This window comes from Halomonas sp. TH-94 (assembly GCF_057473365.1).
On the sequence record NZ_JBYCKL010000069.1, the window covers coordinates 1 to 16,410 of the forward strand.

At 63.2% G+C, this 16,410-nt stretch carries 12 protein-coding genes and 1 pseudogene; 4 read left to right on the forward strand and 9 right to left on the reverse strand.

The features are described 5' to 3' along the window. From AC2VNO_RS13850 to AC2VNO_RS13860, 3 genes and pseudogenes are all read right to left on the reverse strand, one after another. A pseudogene (locus tag AC2VNO_RS13850) lies at positions 1-701 on the reverse strand (tRNA (uridine(54)-C5)-methyltransferase TrmA); the annotation flags it as partial. 41 nt (positions 702-742) lie between these two features. Beyond that, positions 743-1,519 (reverse strand): glutamate racemase, encoded by a 777-nt coding sequence (gene murI / locus AC2VNO_RS13855; protein WP_486934672.1) that lies wholly within the window; start codon positions 1,517-1,519, stop codon positions 743-745. Between the two features lie 98 nt (positions 1,520-1,617). After that, entirely contained in the window at positions 1,618-2,163 is a 546-nt protein-coding gene (locus tag AC2VNO_RS13860; RefSeq protein ID WP_486934699.1) for a hemerythrin domain-containing protein, read from the reverse strand. Between the two features lie 142 nt (positions 2,164-2,305). Between AC2VNO_RS13860 and AC2VNO_RS13865 the strand changes: the two genes are divergently transcribed. Beyond that, on the forward strand, positions 2,306-3,646 hold the full coding sequence (locus tag AC2VNO_RS13865; protein ID WP_486934673.1) for a replication-associated recombination protein A: 1,341 nt from the start codon (positions 2,306-2,308) through the stop codon (positions 3,644-3,646). 64 nt (positions 3,647-3,710) lie between these two features. Here the strand turns inward: AC2VNO_RS13865 and lolA are convergent, their stop codons facing one another. Together lolA and AC2VNO_RS13875 are read right to left on the reverse strand one after the other, a co-directional pair. Continuing rightward, on the reverse strand, positions 3,711-4,340 hold the full coding sequence (lolA, locus tag AC2VNO_RS13870; protein WP_228578345.1) for an outer membrane lipoprotein periplasmic chaperone LolA: 630 nt from the start codon (positions 4,338-4,340) through the stop codon (positions 3,711-3,713). Positions 4,341-4,469: 129 nt separating this feature from the next. Beyond that, the gene (locus tag AC2VNO_RS13875) at positions 4,470-7,613 is read right to left on the reverse strand and encodes a DNA translocase FtsK (RefSeq protein WP_486934674.1); all 3,144 of its coding nucleotides are present in this window, start codon (positions 7,611-7,613) and stop codon (positions 4,470-4,472) included. Between the two features lie 160 nt (positions 7,614-7,773). On the opposite strand from AC2VNO_RS13875, the gene aat reads away from it, so the two are divergent. From aat to infA, 3 genes are all read left to right on the forward strand, one after another. Beyond that, a complete protein-coding gene (aat, locus tag AC2VNO_RS13880; protein WP_486934675.1) occupies positions 7,774-8,517 on the forward strand; it encodes a leucyl/phenylalanyl-tRNA--protein transferase in 744 nt (247 codons plus the stop codon). A gap of 12 nt (positions 8,518-8,529) precedes the next feature. Next, positions 8,530-9,279, forward strand: coding sequence for an arginyltransferase (locus tag AC2VNO_RS13885; protein WP_486934676.1), 750 nt, complete (start codon positions 8,530-8,532; stop codon positions 9,277-9,279). 172 nt (positions 9,280-9,451) lie between these two features. Beyond that, complete coding sequence (infA, locus tag AC2VNO_RS13890) at positions 9,452-9,670, forward strand: translation initiation factor IF-1 (protein ID WP_010627817.1); 219 nt, start codon at positions 9,452-9,454, stop codon at positions 9,668-9,670. A gap of 101 nt (positions 9,671-9,771) precedes the next feature. On the opposite strand, the gene clpA is transcribed toward infA, so the two are convergent. The 4 genes from clpA to AC2VNO_RS13910 form a co-directional block, all read right to left on the reverse strand. Then, the gene (clpA, locus tag AC2VNO_RS13895; RefSeq protein WP_486934677.1) at positions 9,772-12,048 is read right to left on the reverse strand and encodes an ATP-dependent Clp protease ATP-binding subunit ClpA; all 2,277 of its coding nucleotides are present in this window, start codon (positions 12,046-12,048) and stop codon (positions 9,772-9,774) included. 140 nt (positions 12,049-12,188) lie between these two features. After that, complete coding sequence (clpS, locus tag AC2VNO_RS13900; protein ID WP_228578385.1) at positions 12,189-12,518, reverse strand: ATP-dependent Clp protease adapter ClpS; 330 nt, start codon at positions 12,516-12,518, stop codon at positions 12,189-12,191. Between the two features lie 192 nt (positions 12,519-12,710). Continuing rightward, positions 12,711-13,967: an NADP-dependent isocitrate dehydrogenase gene (gene icd, locus AC2VNO_RS13905; protein WP_486934678.1), complete on the reverse strand. Its 1,257-nt coding sequence runs from the start codon at positions 13,965-13,967 to the stop codon at positions 12,711-12,713. A gap of 129 nt (positions 13,968-14,096) precedes the next feature. Beyond that, positions 14,097-16,334, reverse strand: coding sequence for an NADP-dependent isocitrate dehydrogenase (locus AC2VNO_RS13910; RefSeq protein ID WP_486934679.1), 2,238 nt, complete (start codon positions 16,332-16,334; stop codon positions 14,097-14,099). Positions 16,335-16,410 lie beyond the last annotated feature (76 nt).

Sequence of the window (16,410 nt, forward strand, 5' to 3'; positions counted from 1 at the left end):
CGGAAATTCTCGGCCAGAGCCACGGTGAAGTTGCCGTTGCCGCAGTAGAGCTCTACAAGGTCGCTCGTCTGACTGCCTCGAGTGACGTCTCGGGCCCAGGTCAGCATGGCACGGCTGACCTCGGCGTTGGGCTGGGTGAAGCTGTTTTCCACCTGCTGGTAGTGAAAGGTACGCCCTTCCACGTCCAACCGTTCCCAGACATGGTCGCGGTCGAGTACCAGGCGCTGCTTGCGCGCCCGACCGATGAGGCTTATGTCGAGGCGCTGTTGCAGCCGCCGGGCCTCTTCTTCCCATACGCTATCCAGCTGGCGGTGGTAGATCAGTGTGACCAGGGCCTCTCCCGAGAGCGTGGTCAGGAACTCGACCTGGAACAGCCGCCGACGCAACACCTCGCTTTCCAGCAGCGCCTCCCGCAGGCGCGGCATGAGTTCGTTGATGCGACGACTCGCCACCGGGTAGTCATCCAGCCGAATCACGCGTTTCTGCTTCGGGTCATCGGGATCGACCTCGAACATGGCGTAGTAGAGATCCTCGCCCTCGTGCCACAGGCGAAACTCGCAGCGCTGTCGATAATGGCTCGGCGGCGAGGGGAAGACTTCAAGCTCAGGCGGGGCGAAACGCTCGAACTGCTGACGAATACGCTCGCGCTTGGCCGCCAGCTGCTGGTCGTAGCGTTCGGGGTCGACAACGGGAATGGACACGGCATCTCCTGTCGTGGGCAGGATGGAAAGAATAAAGGGAGTCAGCCGACGATCAGCAGGCGCGGTTCATCGAAGCCCAGAGTGGCCACCGCACGAGCCAGCCTGGCGTCGGGGGCCGTGGCCAGGCTGCGATCGCGGCCGACAGCAGGCGCTGGCTCAATCGTGACTTGGGCGGTGCGCCGGGCAATGGCTTCGCTGGAGTCGATCAGGCGGACAGGCCTCGGGGCTGCGGCAACGATACGCTCGCCGAGCAGCGGAAAATGAGTGCAGCCAAGCACCACGGTATCGAGGTCGGTGGCTTCCCAGAGCGGGGCCGTCACACGATCGATGATGGTCTGGTCGGGTTGCTCTCCTGCCAGCAGGCGCTCGGTCTCGTGCACCAGGGGGTCGGCGGCCACCCGCGTCACGCGACAGTCGCTGGCGAAGGTTTCGATCAGCCGGTCGGTATAGGGGCGCGCTACGGTGGCACTGGTCGCCAGCAGCCCGATGTGCCGGCTACGGCTCACGGCCGCTGCGGGCTTGATCGCCGGCACGGTGCCCACCACCGGCACCGACAGATGGGTACGCAGGGCGTCGAGGGCCAACGTACTGGCCGTGTTACAGGCCACCACCAGCACACTGCAGCCGCTGGCGGCCACGGCAGCCTGGCAAACGGCCAGGATGCGTGCCACCAGCCATTCATCGGGCCGGAGTCCGTAGGGCAGCATGGCATTGTCGCAGGCATAGATGAGCGCGGCGCCGGGTATGCGGTGCCGCAAATGCGATACGACGGATAGACCGCCGACGCCGGAATCGAAGATCAGTATCGGGCCGTGCATGGCGAAACGGCGATCATGAGAGTCGCTCGGCTGCTACGAAGGGACCCTATTCTAGCAGCATGCCGAGCGAGCTGAAGCCCTCGTTTCGCCAGCGGGCCTCAGGCAGCCGGCTCGGCGGTTTCTCGCAGTTCGGCGTAGAGTTCCGGATACGCCTCCTGCAGCCGCTCCAGCTGGGCCGCCGCCCCCTCAGGCAGGGCCTGGGCCAGAAGCTCCAGGTCGCGATCATTGAAATGCTCGCGAATCAGCGGGAACAGCAGTTCACGCTCATCGCGAAGATAGGTTCGATGAGCTTCGAGGTAGGCCTTGAGGTCTGCGGCAAAGCGATCCATCGGCATGACGGCATCCATCAATATCATGTCGATATCGTTGGAAAGCCGAATCAGGCGCCGACGCAGCGCCTGGTAGTCGCTGGACAGCCGTTCCGTCAGGTCCTTGGTCTCGGGAGCCAGGGCCTGAAGCCGCTCCGAGCAGACACGCTCCAGGGGAACGGTGAAACCCTCCATGTAGTCGAGAATGTAATCGACGACTTCTCGAACCAACTGAAAGTTGGGCCTTTCTCCGGCAGCAAGGGCCTTCTGCTTGAGCTGAAGCACGTGCAACATGCGCGCCATGTTGGCATGATCCTGACGCAGTTGGGTCAGCATGGGCATGTCGAGGCCTCCTCTAACGATGAGCGGGTATAGTGTTGGAGTCGTGGGACGGGAGCAGGTTCAGTCACCCTAGACCGTTTATCCCGGTTCCGCACACCGTCCAAGGTCGAATTTTCAATCAGGAAGGAGTATGCGCATGGATCTGTTCGGTCAGGCGCCTGACGAATCCGCACCGCTGGCCTACCGCATGCGTCCGCGCCATCTGGACGACTATGTCGGTCAGCAGGCGCTGGTCGGGCCGGGCAAGCCGCTTCGGCGCATGGCCGAAGCCGGCAGCGTGCGCTCGATGATCCTGTGGGGCCCACCCGGTACCGGCAAGACCACTCTGGCCGAGATCCTCGCTGAACACTCCGGCGCCAACCTGGAGCGTTTGTCGGCGGTGATGGCTGGCGTCAAGGATATCCGGGCCGCCGTCGACAGGGCCCGGGCCATGCAGGGTCAGGGACGCCCCACCCTGCTCTTCCTCGACGAGATCCACCGCCTCAACAAGAGCCAGCAGGACGCGCTGCTGCCCCACGTGGAGTCAGGGCTGCTGACGCTGATCGGCGCTACCACCGAGAACCCCTCGTTCGAGGTCAATTCCGCCCTGCTGTCGCGCGCTCGCGTACACGTGCTCACCTCGCTGGATGAAGGCGAGCTGGTCGAAGTGATGCGACGCGCGCTACAGGACGATGAGCGCGGCCTGGGCAAGCGCCACATCATCGCCGACGACGAGGTACTGGAAATACTCGCCCGTGCCGCCGCCGGTGACGCTCGGCGCGCCCTGGGCATGCTCGAGACCGCCTGCGACTTCACCGTGCCCGAAGGAGACGCCGAGCGTCTGCCACGTGAAGCGCTGAATGCCGCCCTTGGCCACACGGCCAGCGCCTTCGACAAGCAGGGCGATTACTATTACGACCTGCTGTCGGCGATTCACAAATCGGTGCGCTCATCGCGCCCGGATGCCGCCCTGTTGTATATCGCCCGCTTCATGCAAGGCGGGGGCGACCCTCTCGACGTGGTACGCCGGCTGGCGGCCATAGCTTCGGAAGACGTGGGTAACGCCGACCCACGCGCCTTGCCGCTGGTCATGGCCGCCTGGGACGCCTACCTGCGCCTGGGCGACTACGAGGGCCAGCGCGCCATTGCCCACGCCGCCATCCATCTTTCCATCGCCCCCAAGAGCAATGCCATCGACCAGGCCTGGAAGCGAGCCAAGGCCTACGTCGCGGCTCAACCGCGCCTGGAAGTACCTACCTACCTGCGCAACGCCCCGACCAAGCTGATGGAGTCGCTGGGTCACGGCCATGGCTATCGCTACGCGCACAACGAGCCGCAAGGCTACCCGGCGGGCAGCGCTCACGACTGCTGGCCTGAGGGTTTGGCCCACGAAGCGTTCTACCGGCCCAGCGACCATGGCCAGGAGAAACGCTACGCCCAGCTGATGGCCTGGCGCGCCGAGCTGGATGCCCAGGCCGACGGCGGCGAAAGCCAATAGAGGCGAAAGCCAATAGAAATGAAAACGCCGCCTAGAGGGCGGCGCTTTCGGGCTGGACTTGGACTCACTGCGTGTCGCGGATCACATCGGTTCCTTCGGGGATCTGAAAGGCGAAACGGCTCTCGTCGATGGCGTGGTTGGTGCGCACGTCGCTGAACTCGATGACGGTTTCCTGACCGGTGCTGTCGATCATCTGCAGCGCCGCAAGCCGTTCGCTGCGGAAGGTCATCTGCAGTTCTTCGAACAGCGTATCGGGCGACTTGGGAACCAGCCGGAACGTCTCGTTACCGCCCTGCTGCTGGCGTGTGACCTCGTAGCTTTCGGTCAGCTCGCGGGCACTGCCGGAAAGCAGCAAAGCCGGGGTATGGGTCACCCGCTGGTCGAGGGCCTGAACGGTGACCTGCTCCAGGTCGGGGTCGTAGAGATAGACCTCACTGCCATCCGAGATCACTTCCTGCTGATAGGGGGCATTGACCTCCCAGCGGAACTTGCCGGGACGTGACAGCCACATCTGCCCATTGGCCTGTTGCAGGCGCTCGCCGCTGCCATCGAGGATCAACTGCTCGAAGCGAGCCTCGTAGGTTTCCAGCGGCTCCAGCATGCGAGTCAGGCGATCGGCACCTTCACTGGCCAAGGCAGCTGCCGGCATGACAAGAGTCAGGGCCAGTGCAGTCAGTGTCTTCTTAACGCTCATCGTGTCTCTCCCTAACGAAGGTCCTGAATGGATCCTGTCATTCGGACCCGCTTCGCACCGGCGGGTTGCATGGCCGCCGACGCTTTCATGATTAATGCATGGTTGGGTTGTCGCGTCACAGACGCAGGATCAGTTACCCACCGGTGGTGGTGCCAGCACCTCGCGGCCGCCATTGGTCCCCATGGAAGAGACTACGCCGGCCGCTTCCATTGCCTCTACCAGACGAGCGGCACGGTTGTAGCCGATCTTGAAGCGCCGCTGCACCGCCGAGATAGAGGCTCGACGGCTCTCGGTGACGAACTGAACCGCTTCGTCGTAGAGCGCGTCCTGCTCCGCGTCACCACCCCCTTCTCCACCGTCGGCTTCGAGCCCTGTCAAGGCATCGGCAGTAACGCCGCCGGCGAGAATTTCATCGATGTATTCCGGCTCGCCGCGACGTTTCCAATCCTCGACCACGCGGTGCACCTCGTCGTCGTCGACGAAGGCGCCGTGCACGCGGGTCGGCAACCCCGATCCGGCGGGCAGGTAGAGCATGTCGCCGTGGCCCAGCAGGTTTTCGGCACCGCCCTGATCGAGAATGGTGCGCGAATCGACCTTGGACGACACCTGGAAGGCCATGCGTGTCGGAATATTGGCCTTGATCAGGCCGGTGACCACGTCCACCGAGGGTCGCTGCGTGGCCAGAATCAGGTGAATACCGGCGGCACGAGCCTTCTGCGCCAAACGTGCGATCAGCTCTTCGACCTTCTTGCCGACGATCATGAACATGTCGGCGAATTCGTCGATCACCACCACGATGTAAGGCAGCTTCTCCAGTACCGGTGGCGGTTCGTGCATCTCCCAGGGCTGGGGCTCCCACAGCGGATCGGCTACCTGGGCACCGGCGCGCTCGGCCTCATCGAGCTTGCCATTGAAGCCGGCGATGTTGCGCACCCCCATGGCCGCCATCAGCTTGTAGCGTCGCTCCATCTCGGCCACACACCAGCGCAGGCCATTGGCCGCTTCCTTCATGTCGGTGACCACTGGCGCCAGCAGGTGCGGAATGCCGTCGTATACCGACAGCTCGAGCATCTTGGGATCGACCATGATCAGGCGCAGCTCCTGCGGAGTCGCCTTGAGCAGCATCGAGATCAGCATGGCGTTGACCCCTACCGACTTGCCCGAGCCGGTGGTCCCGGCCACCAGCAGGTGAGGCATCTTGCCCAGGTTGGCCACCACCGGGCTTCCGCCGATATCCTGGCCCAGCGCCATGGTCAGCGCCGAGGCTTCCTGCTGGTAGCGGTCGGAGTCGATCACCTCGCGCAGGCGGATCATGGCCCGGTGCGGGTTGGGAATTTCGATGCCCACCGTGGGTCGTCCTGGAATCACCTCCACCACACGCACGCTCTTGACCATCAGCGAGCGCGCCAGATCCTTGGCCAGGTTGCTGATCTTGGACACCTTCACACCGGCGGCAGGCTTGATCTCGAAGCGGGTGATGACCGGGCCCGGCCACGTATTCACCACCTCGGCCTTAACGCCGTATTCGCGTAGCCGCGTCTCGAGCAGCTCGGCCATGTCGGCCAGCTGCTGTTCGGTGTAGTTCTGCTGATGCGGCTCAGCCGGCGTGAGCAGGCGCAGGCTGGGCAGCTCGCCGTCCGGCTCCGGCATGTCGTCCAGCACGGGGCGTTGGCTCTGCAGGTGCTCTACCGTCCACAGGGTCGGGCCATCGGGCTCGGCAACCGCGGCGCGTGCCTGCTCGGCGGTAGCCAGTCGGCCCTTGTCTTCGCCTTCATCCGCTGCGTCGGCGGCGGCGGTGGACACCTTTTCGCTCGACTCACGCCAGGCGCGCAGCCCCTCTGCCTGGTCGCCGTAGGCGGCTGGGCGCACGTCGGAGTCAGGCGGCGCCTGAACCGGAGAAACCGGATCGGCCGCCGTGACGTCTTCTTCCTGGCCCTCGCCATCCTCCTCGTACTCGTCGCCACCGATATCGTTCCAATTCAGGCGCGGCTCTTGAGCGTCGGCAGGTTCCTGCGGCTGCAGGTCGCCCAGTCCGGGCTCGCGCCGCTTCTCCCCATGGCCCTTGTCGCGCATCGTGGCTTCACGCGTCTGGGCCGGCGGCGCCACGACGGGGTCGGGCGGCTGCATACCGGGTGGCGGCACCGCAACGGGGGCGGGAGATTCCGCTTCCTCCGTGGCCCGCAGGGGCATGGCCGCTACGGGGGGCGGGTCGTCATTACGGCTGGCTTTCAGCGAAGCCGCGGCAAGGGGTCGCGCGTCGTCGTCAGGCTTCGATGCCGGCGGCATGCCAGCAGGGGGCATGGTAGCGGCTGTCTCCTCCTGACGTGCCGTGTAGGCGGCCTCGGGACGCTTTGCCGAGGGCGTACGCTCGGGCACGTCCCACGGGATATCGGTTTCACCATCGTCACCGAAGGTGGGCTCCAAGCCCGGCTCTCGCAGCGAAGGTGCCTGACCGTCGGCCTTGGCGTTACGGCGCTGCCAGAAACGCCAGCGGCGACGAGGCGGCTCGCTTTCCTGGACAAGCGCTTCCGGCTCGTTGTCGGTCAGGTTTTCCTCCTCGTCCCAATGCGGCTCATGGCGGTCGCGCACCAGACCGAATGGCGAAGCTGCCCAGCGCCATAGGCGCAGCATGCGATGCCCGAGCTCATCCATTACCGTCAACCAGGAGAGGCCGGTGAACAGAGGAAAGCCGCATAGCATGGCCGCCACGGCCAGCAAGCCGGTACCGCCCGACTCCACCAGCGGCACCAGCGCGCCTACCAACCCCTCCCCCAGAATGCCCCCGGAAGCGTAGGGCAATACGCTGTCTGGGCTGTAGAAATGCAGCGCTCCCAGCGTGGTGGTGCCCAACAGCAGCAGTACCAGGCCCCCCAGGCGCACGGCAACGGCCGTGGAGTCCCACTCGAAGCGTACCCTCCGAGTGCGAATCATCCACCAGCCGGCAAAACCCAGCATGCCGGGCCACCACAGCGCGCTGGCACCGAACAGCGAATACAGCACATCGGCCAACCAGGCGCCGAAAGGCCCCATCCAGTTATCGACACCGGTTTCCGGACCGCGATGGGACCAGCCGGGATCGGCAGGCTGATAGCTGAACAGTGCCAACAGCAGGAACACGCACGCCGCCAGCAGTATGATGGTCGCCCCTTCCCGGGCCACCCCCTGCAAATGAATCGCCAAGCGTGTGGTCGGCTGCTGGGGGCTCTCCTCCGTTGCGCGCCGCGGCACGCCCTTTTCCTTTGCACTCAACTCGCCAACCCCCTCGCACCGCATCTTAGGCGGTGCCTTTCCTTGACTTGCATGAAGCAGAATGAATTCAGCCGCCATCATACCGGTACTACCCGCCCCGGCACAGTGCTCACGACAGTCGCTTGAGCCAAATCCTCGGCAACGGCAGACTATGGGAAATACGCTTCCGAGGAGCGCCATCCGAATGCTGTCCTGGCTGCCCGCGCATCCTGTGCGTTTCCCGCCCGTCTCCGAGGCACTACGAGAGCCTCCGGGCCTGCTGGCCGCTGGCGGTGGGCTGACGCCGGAGTGGCTGCTGGCCGCCTATCGCCATGGCATCTTCCCCTGGTACAGCGACGATCAGCCGATCCTGTGGTGGTGCCCCAATCCACGCATGGTGCTGTTTCCCGACGAGCTGCGCATCACCCGCAGCCTGACGAAGAAGCTGCGCAACGGCGGCTTTCATGTCACATTCGACAGGGCATTCGAAACCGTGGTAGCCGCCTGCGCCGCCCCCCGCCAAGGCCAGCCCGGCACCTGGATCACCAAGGAGATGCATGACGCCTATATGGCGCTGCAGCGACTCGGCTACGCACGCTCGGTTGAAGTATGGCAAGCCGACGAGCTGGTCGGCGGGCTCTACGGCGTTGCCATGGGGCCCATTTTCTTCGGTGAGTCGATGTTTTCCCGTACCAGCGATGCGTCGAAGGTCGCCTTGGTCCACCTGGTTCACGCCATGCGCAGCGGTGGTGGCCGCATGATCGATTGCCAGATGCATACCCGGCACCTGGCCAATCTCGGGGCACGGGACATCGCTCGCTCCGAGTTCATCAACTATCTTGAATCATGTCTGGTGGCGCCCGGTCATGGCGATGACCACTACCCACTACCGTGCTGGGCACTGCCGGAAGACCCAACTCGCGTCCATAGCTTGTCCGCACTTACTTAGGAGGCGACCCACGTGAGCAGCAATACGCCTCGTCACCCGATCAGGGATCTGCGCTTCTTCCTGACCGTGCCTCATGCCTGCAGCTATCTCGAGGGGCACGAAGCCACGACGCTATTCCTCGACCCCCAAGAGTCCCACGGTCAAGGGGTCTACGATTCGCTTGCCCTGCTTGGATTTCGCCGCAGCGGCCGGCACCTTTACCGGCCGCACTGCGAAGGCTGCAGCGCCTGCGTGTCGGTGCGCATACCGGTCGACGACTTTCAGCCCAACCGCAGCCAGCGGCGAATCGCCAAACGCAATCTCGACCTGAAACTGATCGAGCGTCCTGCGCTTTTCGACCCCGAGCATTACGCCCTTTACGAACGCTACATACGCACGCGTCACTGGGACGGCGACATGTTCCCCCCAAGTCGCGAGCAATACCGCACCTTCCTTACCCTGGATGACCCCTATTCGCGACTGCTCGAGTTCCGTCTGGGAGAACGGCTCCTGGCGGTAGCGGCCTTCGATCGCCTTGAACACGGGCTCTCGGCCATCTACACCTTCTTCGACCCGGACGCTGATCTGGAGCGTCGGTCATTGGGCACTTATGCCGTGCTGAGTCTGGCAAATCAGGCCTACCGCGAGGGCTTGCCCCACGTCTATCTAGGCTACTGGATCCGCGAATGCCGCAAAATGGCCTACAAGGAAGCCTACCGCCCGCTGGAAGTCCTGGAAGGGCGCCATTGGCGACGCCTGCTCCCACTGAAAACCTCGACATGACACGCCCTTCTTTGCCTTGACGCCCGGCTTGCGGCACAATATCGCGCTATCCTTGGGATGGGCGCGCCGTTCATTGGGTGCGACCGGCGCTCCGGCATGCGGCAGCCCAGGCGCAAAGGCCCATAAGGGCAAGATTCATAAAGACTAACGTCATCAGCGAGGAACCGCCTATATGGCACGTGAAGACCATATCGAAATGGAAGGCGTCGTCGTCGATACCCTTCCCAATACCACTTTTCGCGTCGAGCTGGAGAACGGCCACGTCGTGACTGCCCACATTTCGGGCAAGATGCGCAAGAACTACATCCGCATTCTTACCGGCGACAAGGTCAAGGTCGAACTGACTCCCTACGACCTGACCAAGGGTCGCATCGTCTACCGCTCACGCTGAGACGCGGCAGGGTATCCGACGGCGGTGCTGCCGGCCCCGACACGACAACGCCCCGTCCGGAGACAGGGCGCTGTGCAAAGGTCGAAGCAACCCCCGAAACGTCAGGGCGCGTCGGCCATTTCCGACTCCGTAGAAAGGTGCAGCTCGCCTTCTTCCACCGTGACGTGAACCACGCCGCCATGTTCGGATAGCTCTCCGAACAAGATCAGCTCCGCCAGCGGTTTCTTGAGCTTCTCCTGGATCAGCCTTGCCATGGGCCTTGCGCCCATGCTGGGGTCGTAGCCCTGCTCGGCCAGCCAGTCGCGCGCCTCCATGTCCACATCCAGCTGGACCCGCTTCTCGTCGAGCTGCGCCTGCAGCTCCACCAGGAACTTGTCGACCACGCTGCGCACAACCGAAGTGGGCAGAGAGTGGAACTGGATGATACCGTCAAGACGGTTGCGGAACTCCGGCGAGAAGGTCTTGCGGATCACCTCCATGGCATCGGTGGAATGGTCCTGGGTCTGGAAGCCGATCGAGCGGCGAGCCTGCTGCTCGGCACCGGCGTTCGAGGTCATGATCAGGATCACGTGGCGGAAGTCCGCCTCACGGCCGTTGTTGTCCGTGAGCCTACCGTGGTCCATCACCTGCAGCAGCAGGTTGAAGACTTCGGGATGAGCCTTTTCTATCTCGTCGAGCAATAACACGCAGTGCGGCTGCTTGGTGATCGCCTCGGTTAGCAGCCCGCCCTGATCGTAGCCGACGTAGCCCGGGGGGGCACCGATCAGCCGCGATACCGTATGCCGCTCCATGTATTCCGACATGTCGAAACGCACCAGCTCGATACCCATGATGCGCGACAGCTGCCGGGCCACTTCGGTCTTGCCCACCCCGGTGGGGCCGGAGAAGAGGAAGCTGCCCACCGGCTTGTCGGGGGATTTGAGACCGGCCCGCGACAGCTTGATGGCGGCGGAAAGACCGTCGATGGCCTCGTCCTGGCCGAACACGAGCATCTTGAGGTCGCGATCGAGATTCTCGAGCAGCTTGCGATCGGAGCTGGAGACGCTCTTCGGCGGAATCCGCGCAATGGACGCGACGACCGCTTCGACCTGGTCGACGTCGATGGTGTCGACCCGCACCTCCGGCGGCAATAGCCGCTGGTGGGCACCGGCCTCATCGATCACGTCGATGGCCTTGTCGGGCAGATGGCGGTCATTGATATAGCGGTCCGCCAGCCGCGCCGCGCTCTCCAGGGCCGCATCGGTGTACTTGAGGTGGTGATGCTCCTCGAAGCGCGAACGCAGCCCCTTGAGGATGCGAATGGTGTCATCCACCGAAGGCGCCATGACATCGACCTTCTGGAAACGGCGCGCCAGTGCACGATCCTTCTCGAAGATGCCACGGAACTCCTGGAAGGTCGTGGAGCCGATGCAGCGCAACTCCCCCGAGGAGAGCAGCGGCTTGAGCAGATTCGAGGCGTCCATCACACCACCGGATGCCGCGCCGGCGCCGATCACCGTATGAATTTCATCGATGAACAGGATCGAGTTCGGCTGCTTCTTGAGCTCAGCAAGCAGGCTCTTCAAGCGTTTCTCGAAGTCGCCGCGATACTTGGTACCTGCCAGCAGCGCGCCCATATCGAGAGCGTAGACGACGGCATCGGCGATCACCTCGGGCACATCTTCTTCGACGATGCGCTTGGCCAGCCCCTCGGCGATGGCTGTCTTGCCGACACCGGCCTCACCCACCAGCAGCGGGTTGTTCTTGCGCCGCCGGGCGAGTATCTGAATCACTCGCTCGAGCTCGTGCTCACGGCCGATCAACGGATCGATCTTGCCCATCCGTGCCTGCTCGTTGAGGTTGGTAGCGTAGCCGGTCAGCGGGTTGGCGCTGCTCTCGCCGGCGCCCTCTTCAGCCTCCTCGGCATCGCTCGGCGACGACGAAGGACTCTGTCCATGACCTGCCACCTTGGAAATACCGTGGGCGATGTAATTGACCGCATCGACCCTGGCGACATTCTGCTGCTTGAGGAAGTAGACCGCCTGACTCTCCTGCTCGGAGAAGATGGCGACCAGCACGTTGGCCCCTGTGACTTCGCTCTTGCCGGAGGACTGCACGTGAAAGACCGCACGCTGCAGCACACGCTGAAATCCCAGGGTTGGCTGGGTCTCGCGATCGCTCTGGTCCTCGGGAATCAGAGGGGTGGTGGAGTTGATGAAATCCTGCAGGTCGGACCGCAACTTGTCGAGGTTGGCCCCACAGGCTCGCAGCACGTCAGCCGCTGATGCATTGTCGAGCAATGCCAGCAGCAGGTGCTCCACGGTCATGAACTCGTGGCGCTTGGAGCGGGCCACGGTAAAAGCCGTGTTCAGGGTCAGTTCAAGTTCTTTGCTCAGCATGGCAGTCCCCTTCTCGCCGCTTAGGGCTTGCATCGGATCTTTCGTGGTCCGGCATATTCAACATCGGGCACAAACGCTGCAGTTGCAAGTCTCTTCACTCAACGACTGCCATCTCTACCCCGTCTCGAGCAGACCGGTAGTCAGTCCGCCGCCTCGATATCGCTGAGCAACGGGTGCTGACACTCTCTTGCATATTGATTGACTTGATGGGATTTGGTTTCCGCAATGTCACGGGTGAAGATGCCACAGGTGGCTTTCCCTTGGGTGTGCACAGTAAGCATGATCTGCACGGCAGTCTCGCTATCCATGTGGAAGAAGCTTTGCAGCACTTCCACCACGAATTCCATGGGGGTGTAGTCGTCGTTGTGCAGCAGCACCTTGAACATTGGCGGCCGTGCCACTTCCGGATCGGCAGGCTGCACGGCAAGGTCACCGTCATCCTGCTCTTCGGGACGCGGAGGCCGCGTCATGCCTGCCACGACACCGACCGACTCCCATGCGCTCGGGTCTTCATTCTCGAACATAAAAGCTACACACCATCTCGACAAGGCGACCAATTGACGTCTCAGGTTAGACGTAAACCGGCCGACAGGGTTCAGGTTGATACGCAAAAGGCCCTCGTCCGCCTGGCGAACGAGGGCCCCGATGGCTTCGGCGTTCGCTTACATGTTGTCAGCGACGGCCTGACCGAACTCGGAGCACTTCAACAGCTTGGCATCGTCCATCAGGCGATGGAAGTCATAGGTGACCTCGCCCTTGGAAATCGCCTTCTCCATGCCCTGAAGCACCAGGTCGGCAGCCTCGACCCACCCCATGTGACGCAGCATCATCTCGGCGGAAAGGATCAGCGAGCCGGGGTTGACCTTGTCCTGGCCGGCATACTTCGGCGCGGTGCCGTGAGTGGCTTCGAACATGGCGACGTTGTCGGACAGGTTGGCGCCCGGCGCGATGCCGATGCCGCCCACTTCCGCCGCCAGAGCGTCGGAGAGGTAATCACCGTTGAGGTTCAGCGTGGCGATGACGTCGTACTCGGCCGGGCGCAGCAGGATCTGCTGGAGCATGGCGTCGGCAATGACGTCCTTGACCACGATGTTCTTGCCGGTCTTGGGGTTCTTGAACTGCATCCACGGACCGCCGTCGAGCAGTTCGGCGCCGAACTCGTCGCGAGCGACTTCGTAGCCCCAATCCTTGAACGCACCTTCGGTGAACTTCATGATGTTGCCCTTGTGCACCAGGGTCAGCGACTCGCGGTCGTTGTCCACGGTGTACTGCAGGGCCTGGCGCACCAGACGCTTGGTACCTTCCACGGAAACGGGCTTGACGCCGATGCCGCAGTTTTCCGGGAAGCGGATATTGGTGACGCCCATCTCGTCGCGCAGGAACTTGATGACCTTGTCGGCTTCTGCGCTGCCCGCCTTCCACTCGATACCGGCATAGATGTCTTCGGAGTTCTCACGGAAGATCACCATGTCGACGTCGGCAGGCTTCTTGACCGGGCTCGGCACGCCTTCGAACCAGCGCACCGGGCGCAGGCAAGTGTAGAGGTCGAGCTTCTGGCGCAGGGCCACGTTCAGAGAGCGAATGCCACCGCCCACGGGGGTGGTCAGCGGACCCTTGATGGAAACCACGTAGTCCTTGACGGCTTCGAGAGTCTCTTCGGGCAGCCAGGTATCGGCGTCGTAGACCTGAGTGGCCTTCTCCCCGGCGTAGACTTCCATCCACTCGATCTTGCGCTCGCCGTTGTAAGCCTTCTGCACGGCCGCATCGATAGCGATCATCATCGCTGGCGTCACGTCGACACCGATGCCATCACCCTCGATATACGGAATGATTGGCTTGTTCGGCACGTTCAGGGTGTTGTCGGCGTTGACGGTAATCTTCTCGCCGCCTTCAGGGACGACAATTTTCTGATACCCCATTGAGAACTCCCCTGTCTGGTCTGTTCAGTGGAGCGCGGAGTATAGCATCGTCCACCCAACCGGCCCATATGACCTAAGGACCCCCGTGCGCCGATCGGCGCACGGGGGTCACAGGGAGCTAGCGCAAGATCACCCGTTGGCGACCATCGCCAGGGCCTCGTTCAAGGTCTTGCTCGGACGCATGACCGCTCGGGCCAGCTCAGAGTCGGCATGATAATAGCCCTTGATGTCCACCGGCTGGCCCTGCACACCATTGAGCTCTTCGAGGATGATCGCCTCGTTGGCCTCCAGGGTCTCGGCCAGACGGCTGAACAGCGCCTTGAGCTTGGCATCTTCGTCCTGAGCGGCCAGCGTCTGAGCCCAGTACAGGGCCAGATAGAAGTGGCTGCCACGGTTGTCCAGTTCGCCCACCTTGCGCGAGGGTGACTTGTCGTTCTCGAGGAACTGACCGGTGGCCTTGTCCAGCGCATCCGCCAGCAGCGCCGCGCGGTCGTTGCCGAATCGCTTGGCGAGATGCTCAAGCGAGGCAGTCAGCGCCAGGAATTCGCCAAGGCTGTCCCAGCGCAGGTGGTTTTCTTCCAGCAGCTGCTGCACGTGCTTGGGTGCCGAACCACCGGCCCCGGTCTCGAACATGCCGCCACCGGCCATCAGCGGCACGATGGAGAGCATCTTGGCGCTGGTGCCCAGCTCCATGATCGGGAACAGGTCGGTGAGGTAGTCGCGCAGAATGTTGCCGGTCACCGAGATGGTGTCGAGGCCGCGGATCACGCGCTCCAGGGTATAGCGCATGGCGCGGACCTGGGACATGATCTGGATGTCGAGACCGGCGGTGTCGTGATCCTTGAGGTAGGTCCTCACCTTCTTGATCAGCTCGCTCTCGTGCGGACGATAGGGGTCGAGCCAGAACACCGCCGGCATGCCGGAATCGCGGCAACGCTCCACGGCCAGCTTGACCCAGTCGCGGATCGGTTCGTCCTTGACCTGACACATCCGCCAGATATCGCCCTTCTCGACGTTCTGGGACAGCAGCACCTCGCCGGTCTCCAGGTCGGTGATGTTGGCGACGCCGTCCGCCGGCACCTCGAAGGTCTTGTCGTGGGAGCCGTACTCCTCCGCCTTCTGCGCCATCAGGCCGACGTTGGGCACGGTGCCCATGGTGGCCGGATCGAAGGCGCCGTGCCATTTGCAGAAGTTGATCATCTCCTGGTAGATGCGCGCGAAGGTGGACTCCGGGATCACCGCCTTGACGTCCTTCATGCGGCCATCGGCACCGTACATCTGGCCGCCGGCGCGGATCATGGCCGGCATGGAGGCATCGACGATCACGTCGCTGGGCGAGTGGAAATTGGTGATGCCGCGGGCAGAATCCACCATGGCCAGCTCGGGACGCTGGTCGTGACAGGCGTGCAGGTCGCGGATGACCTCCTCACGCTGGGATTCGGGCAGGGTGTCGAGCTTGTCGTAGAGATTCACCATGCCGTTGTTGACGTCGACGCCAAGCTCCTCGAACAGCGCACCGTGCTTCTCGAAGGCCTCCTTGTAGAAGATCTTGACGCAGTGACCGAACACGATCGGGTGCGAGACCTTCATCATCGTCGCCTTGACGTGCAGGGAGAACATCACGCCGGTCTTGCGCGCGTCCTCGATCTCCCGCTCGTAGAACTCGCACAGTGCCTTCTTGCTCATGAACATGCTGTCGATGATCTCGCCTTCGAGCAGGGAGACCTTGGGCTTGAGCACATGCGCCTCGCCGCTCTTGGTGATCAGCTCCATCTTCACGTTGCGCGCGCGATCCAGCGTCATCGATTTCTCGCCGTGATAGAAATCGCCGCCGTGCATGTGCGACACGTGGGTGCGCGAGGCCTGGCTCCACTCCCCCATGGAGTGTGGGTACTTGCGGGCATATTCCTTGACTGCCTTGGGTGCGCGACGGTCGGAGTTGCCCTCGCGCAGCACCGGGTTGACGGCACTGCCCTTGACCTTATCGTAGCGCGTCTTGATATCTTTCTCTTCGTCGTTCTTCGGCTCGTCCGGATATTCCGGCAGCTTGTAGCCCTGGCCCTGCAGCTCCTTGATCGCCGCCCGGAGCTGCGGCATGGAGGCACTGATGTTAGGCAGCTTGATGATATTGGCTTCCGGCGTCTTGGCCAGGGCGCCCAGTTCGGCGAGGTGGTCCTCGACGCGCTGCTCGGCGGTAAGATAATCGGGGAACTGGGAGAGAATGCGAGCCGCCAGGGAGATGTCGCGGGTTTCCACCTCGATACCGGCGGCGTCGGTGAAGGCGTCGATGATCGGCAATAGCGAATGGGTCGCCAGCGCAGGCGCTTCGTCGGTGAACGTGTAGATAATCTTCGGCGTTTTTGACATGGTAGCGTTGATCTCTCTGGTCGCTGCGGTAGCAATAACTGGAACGGTCGCGCGCGCTCACTAGGTCTGAAACGGG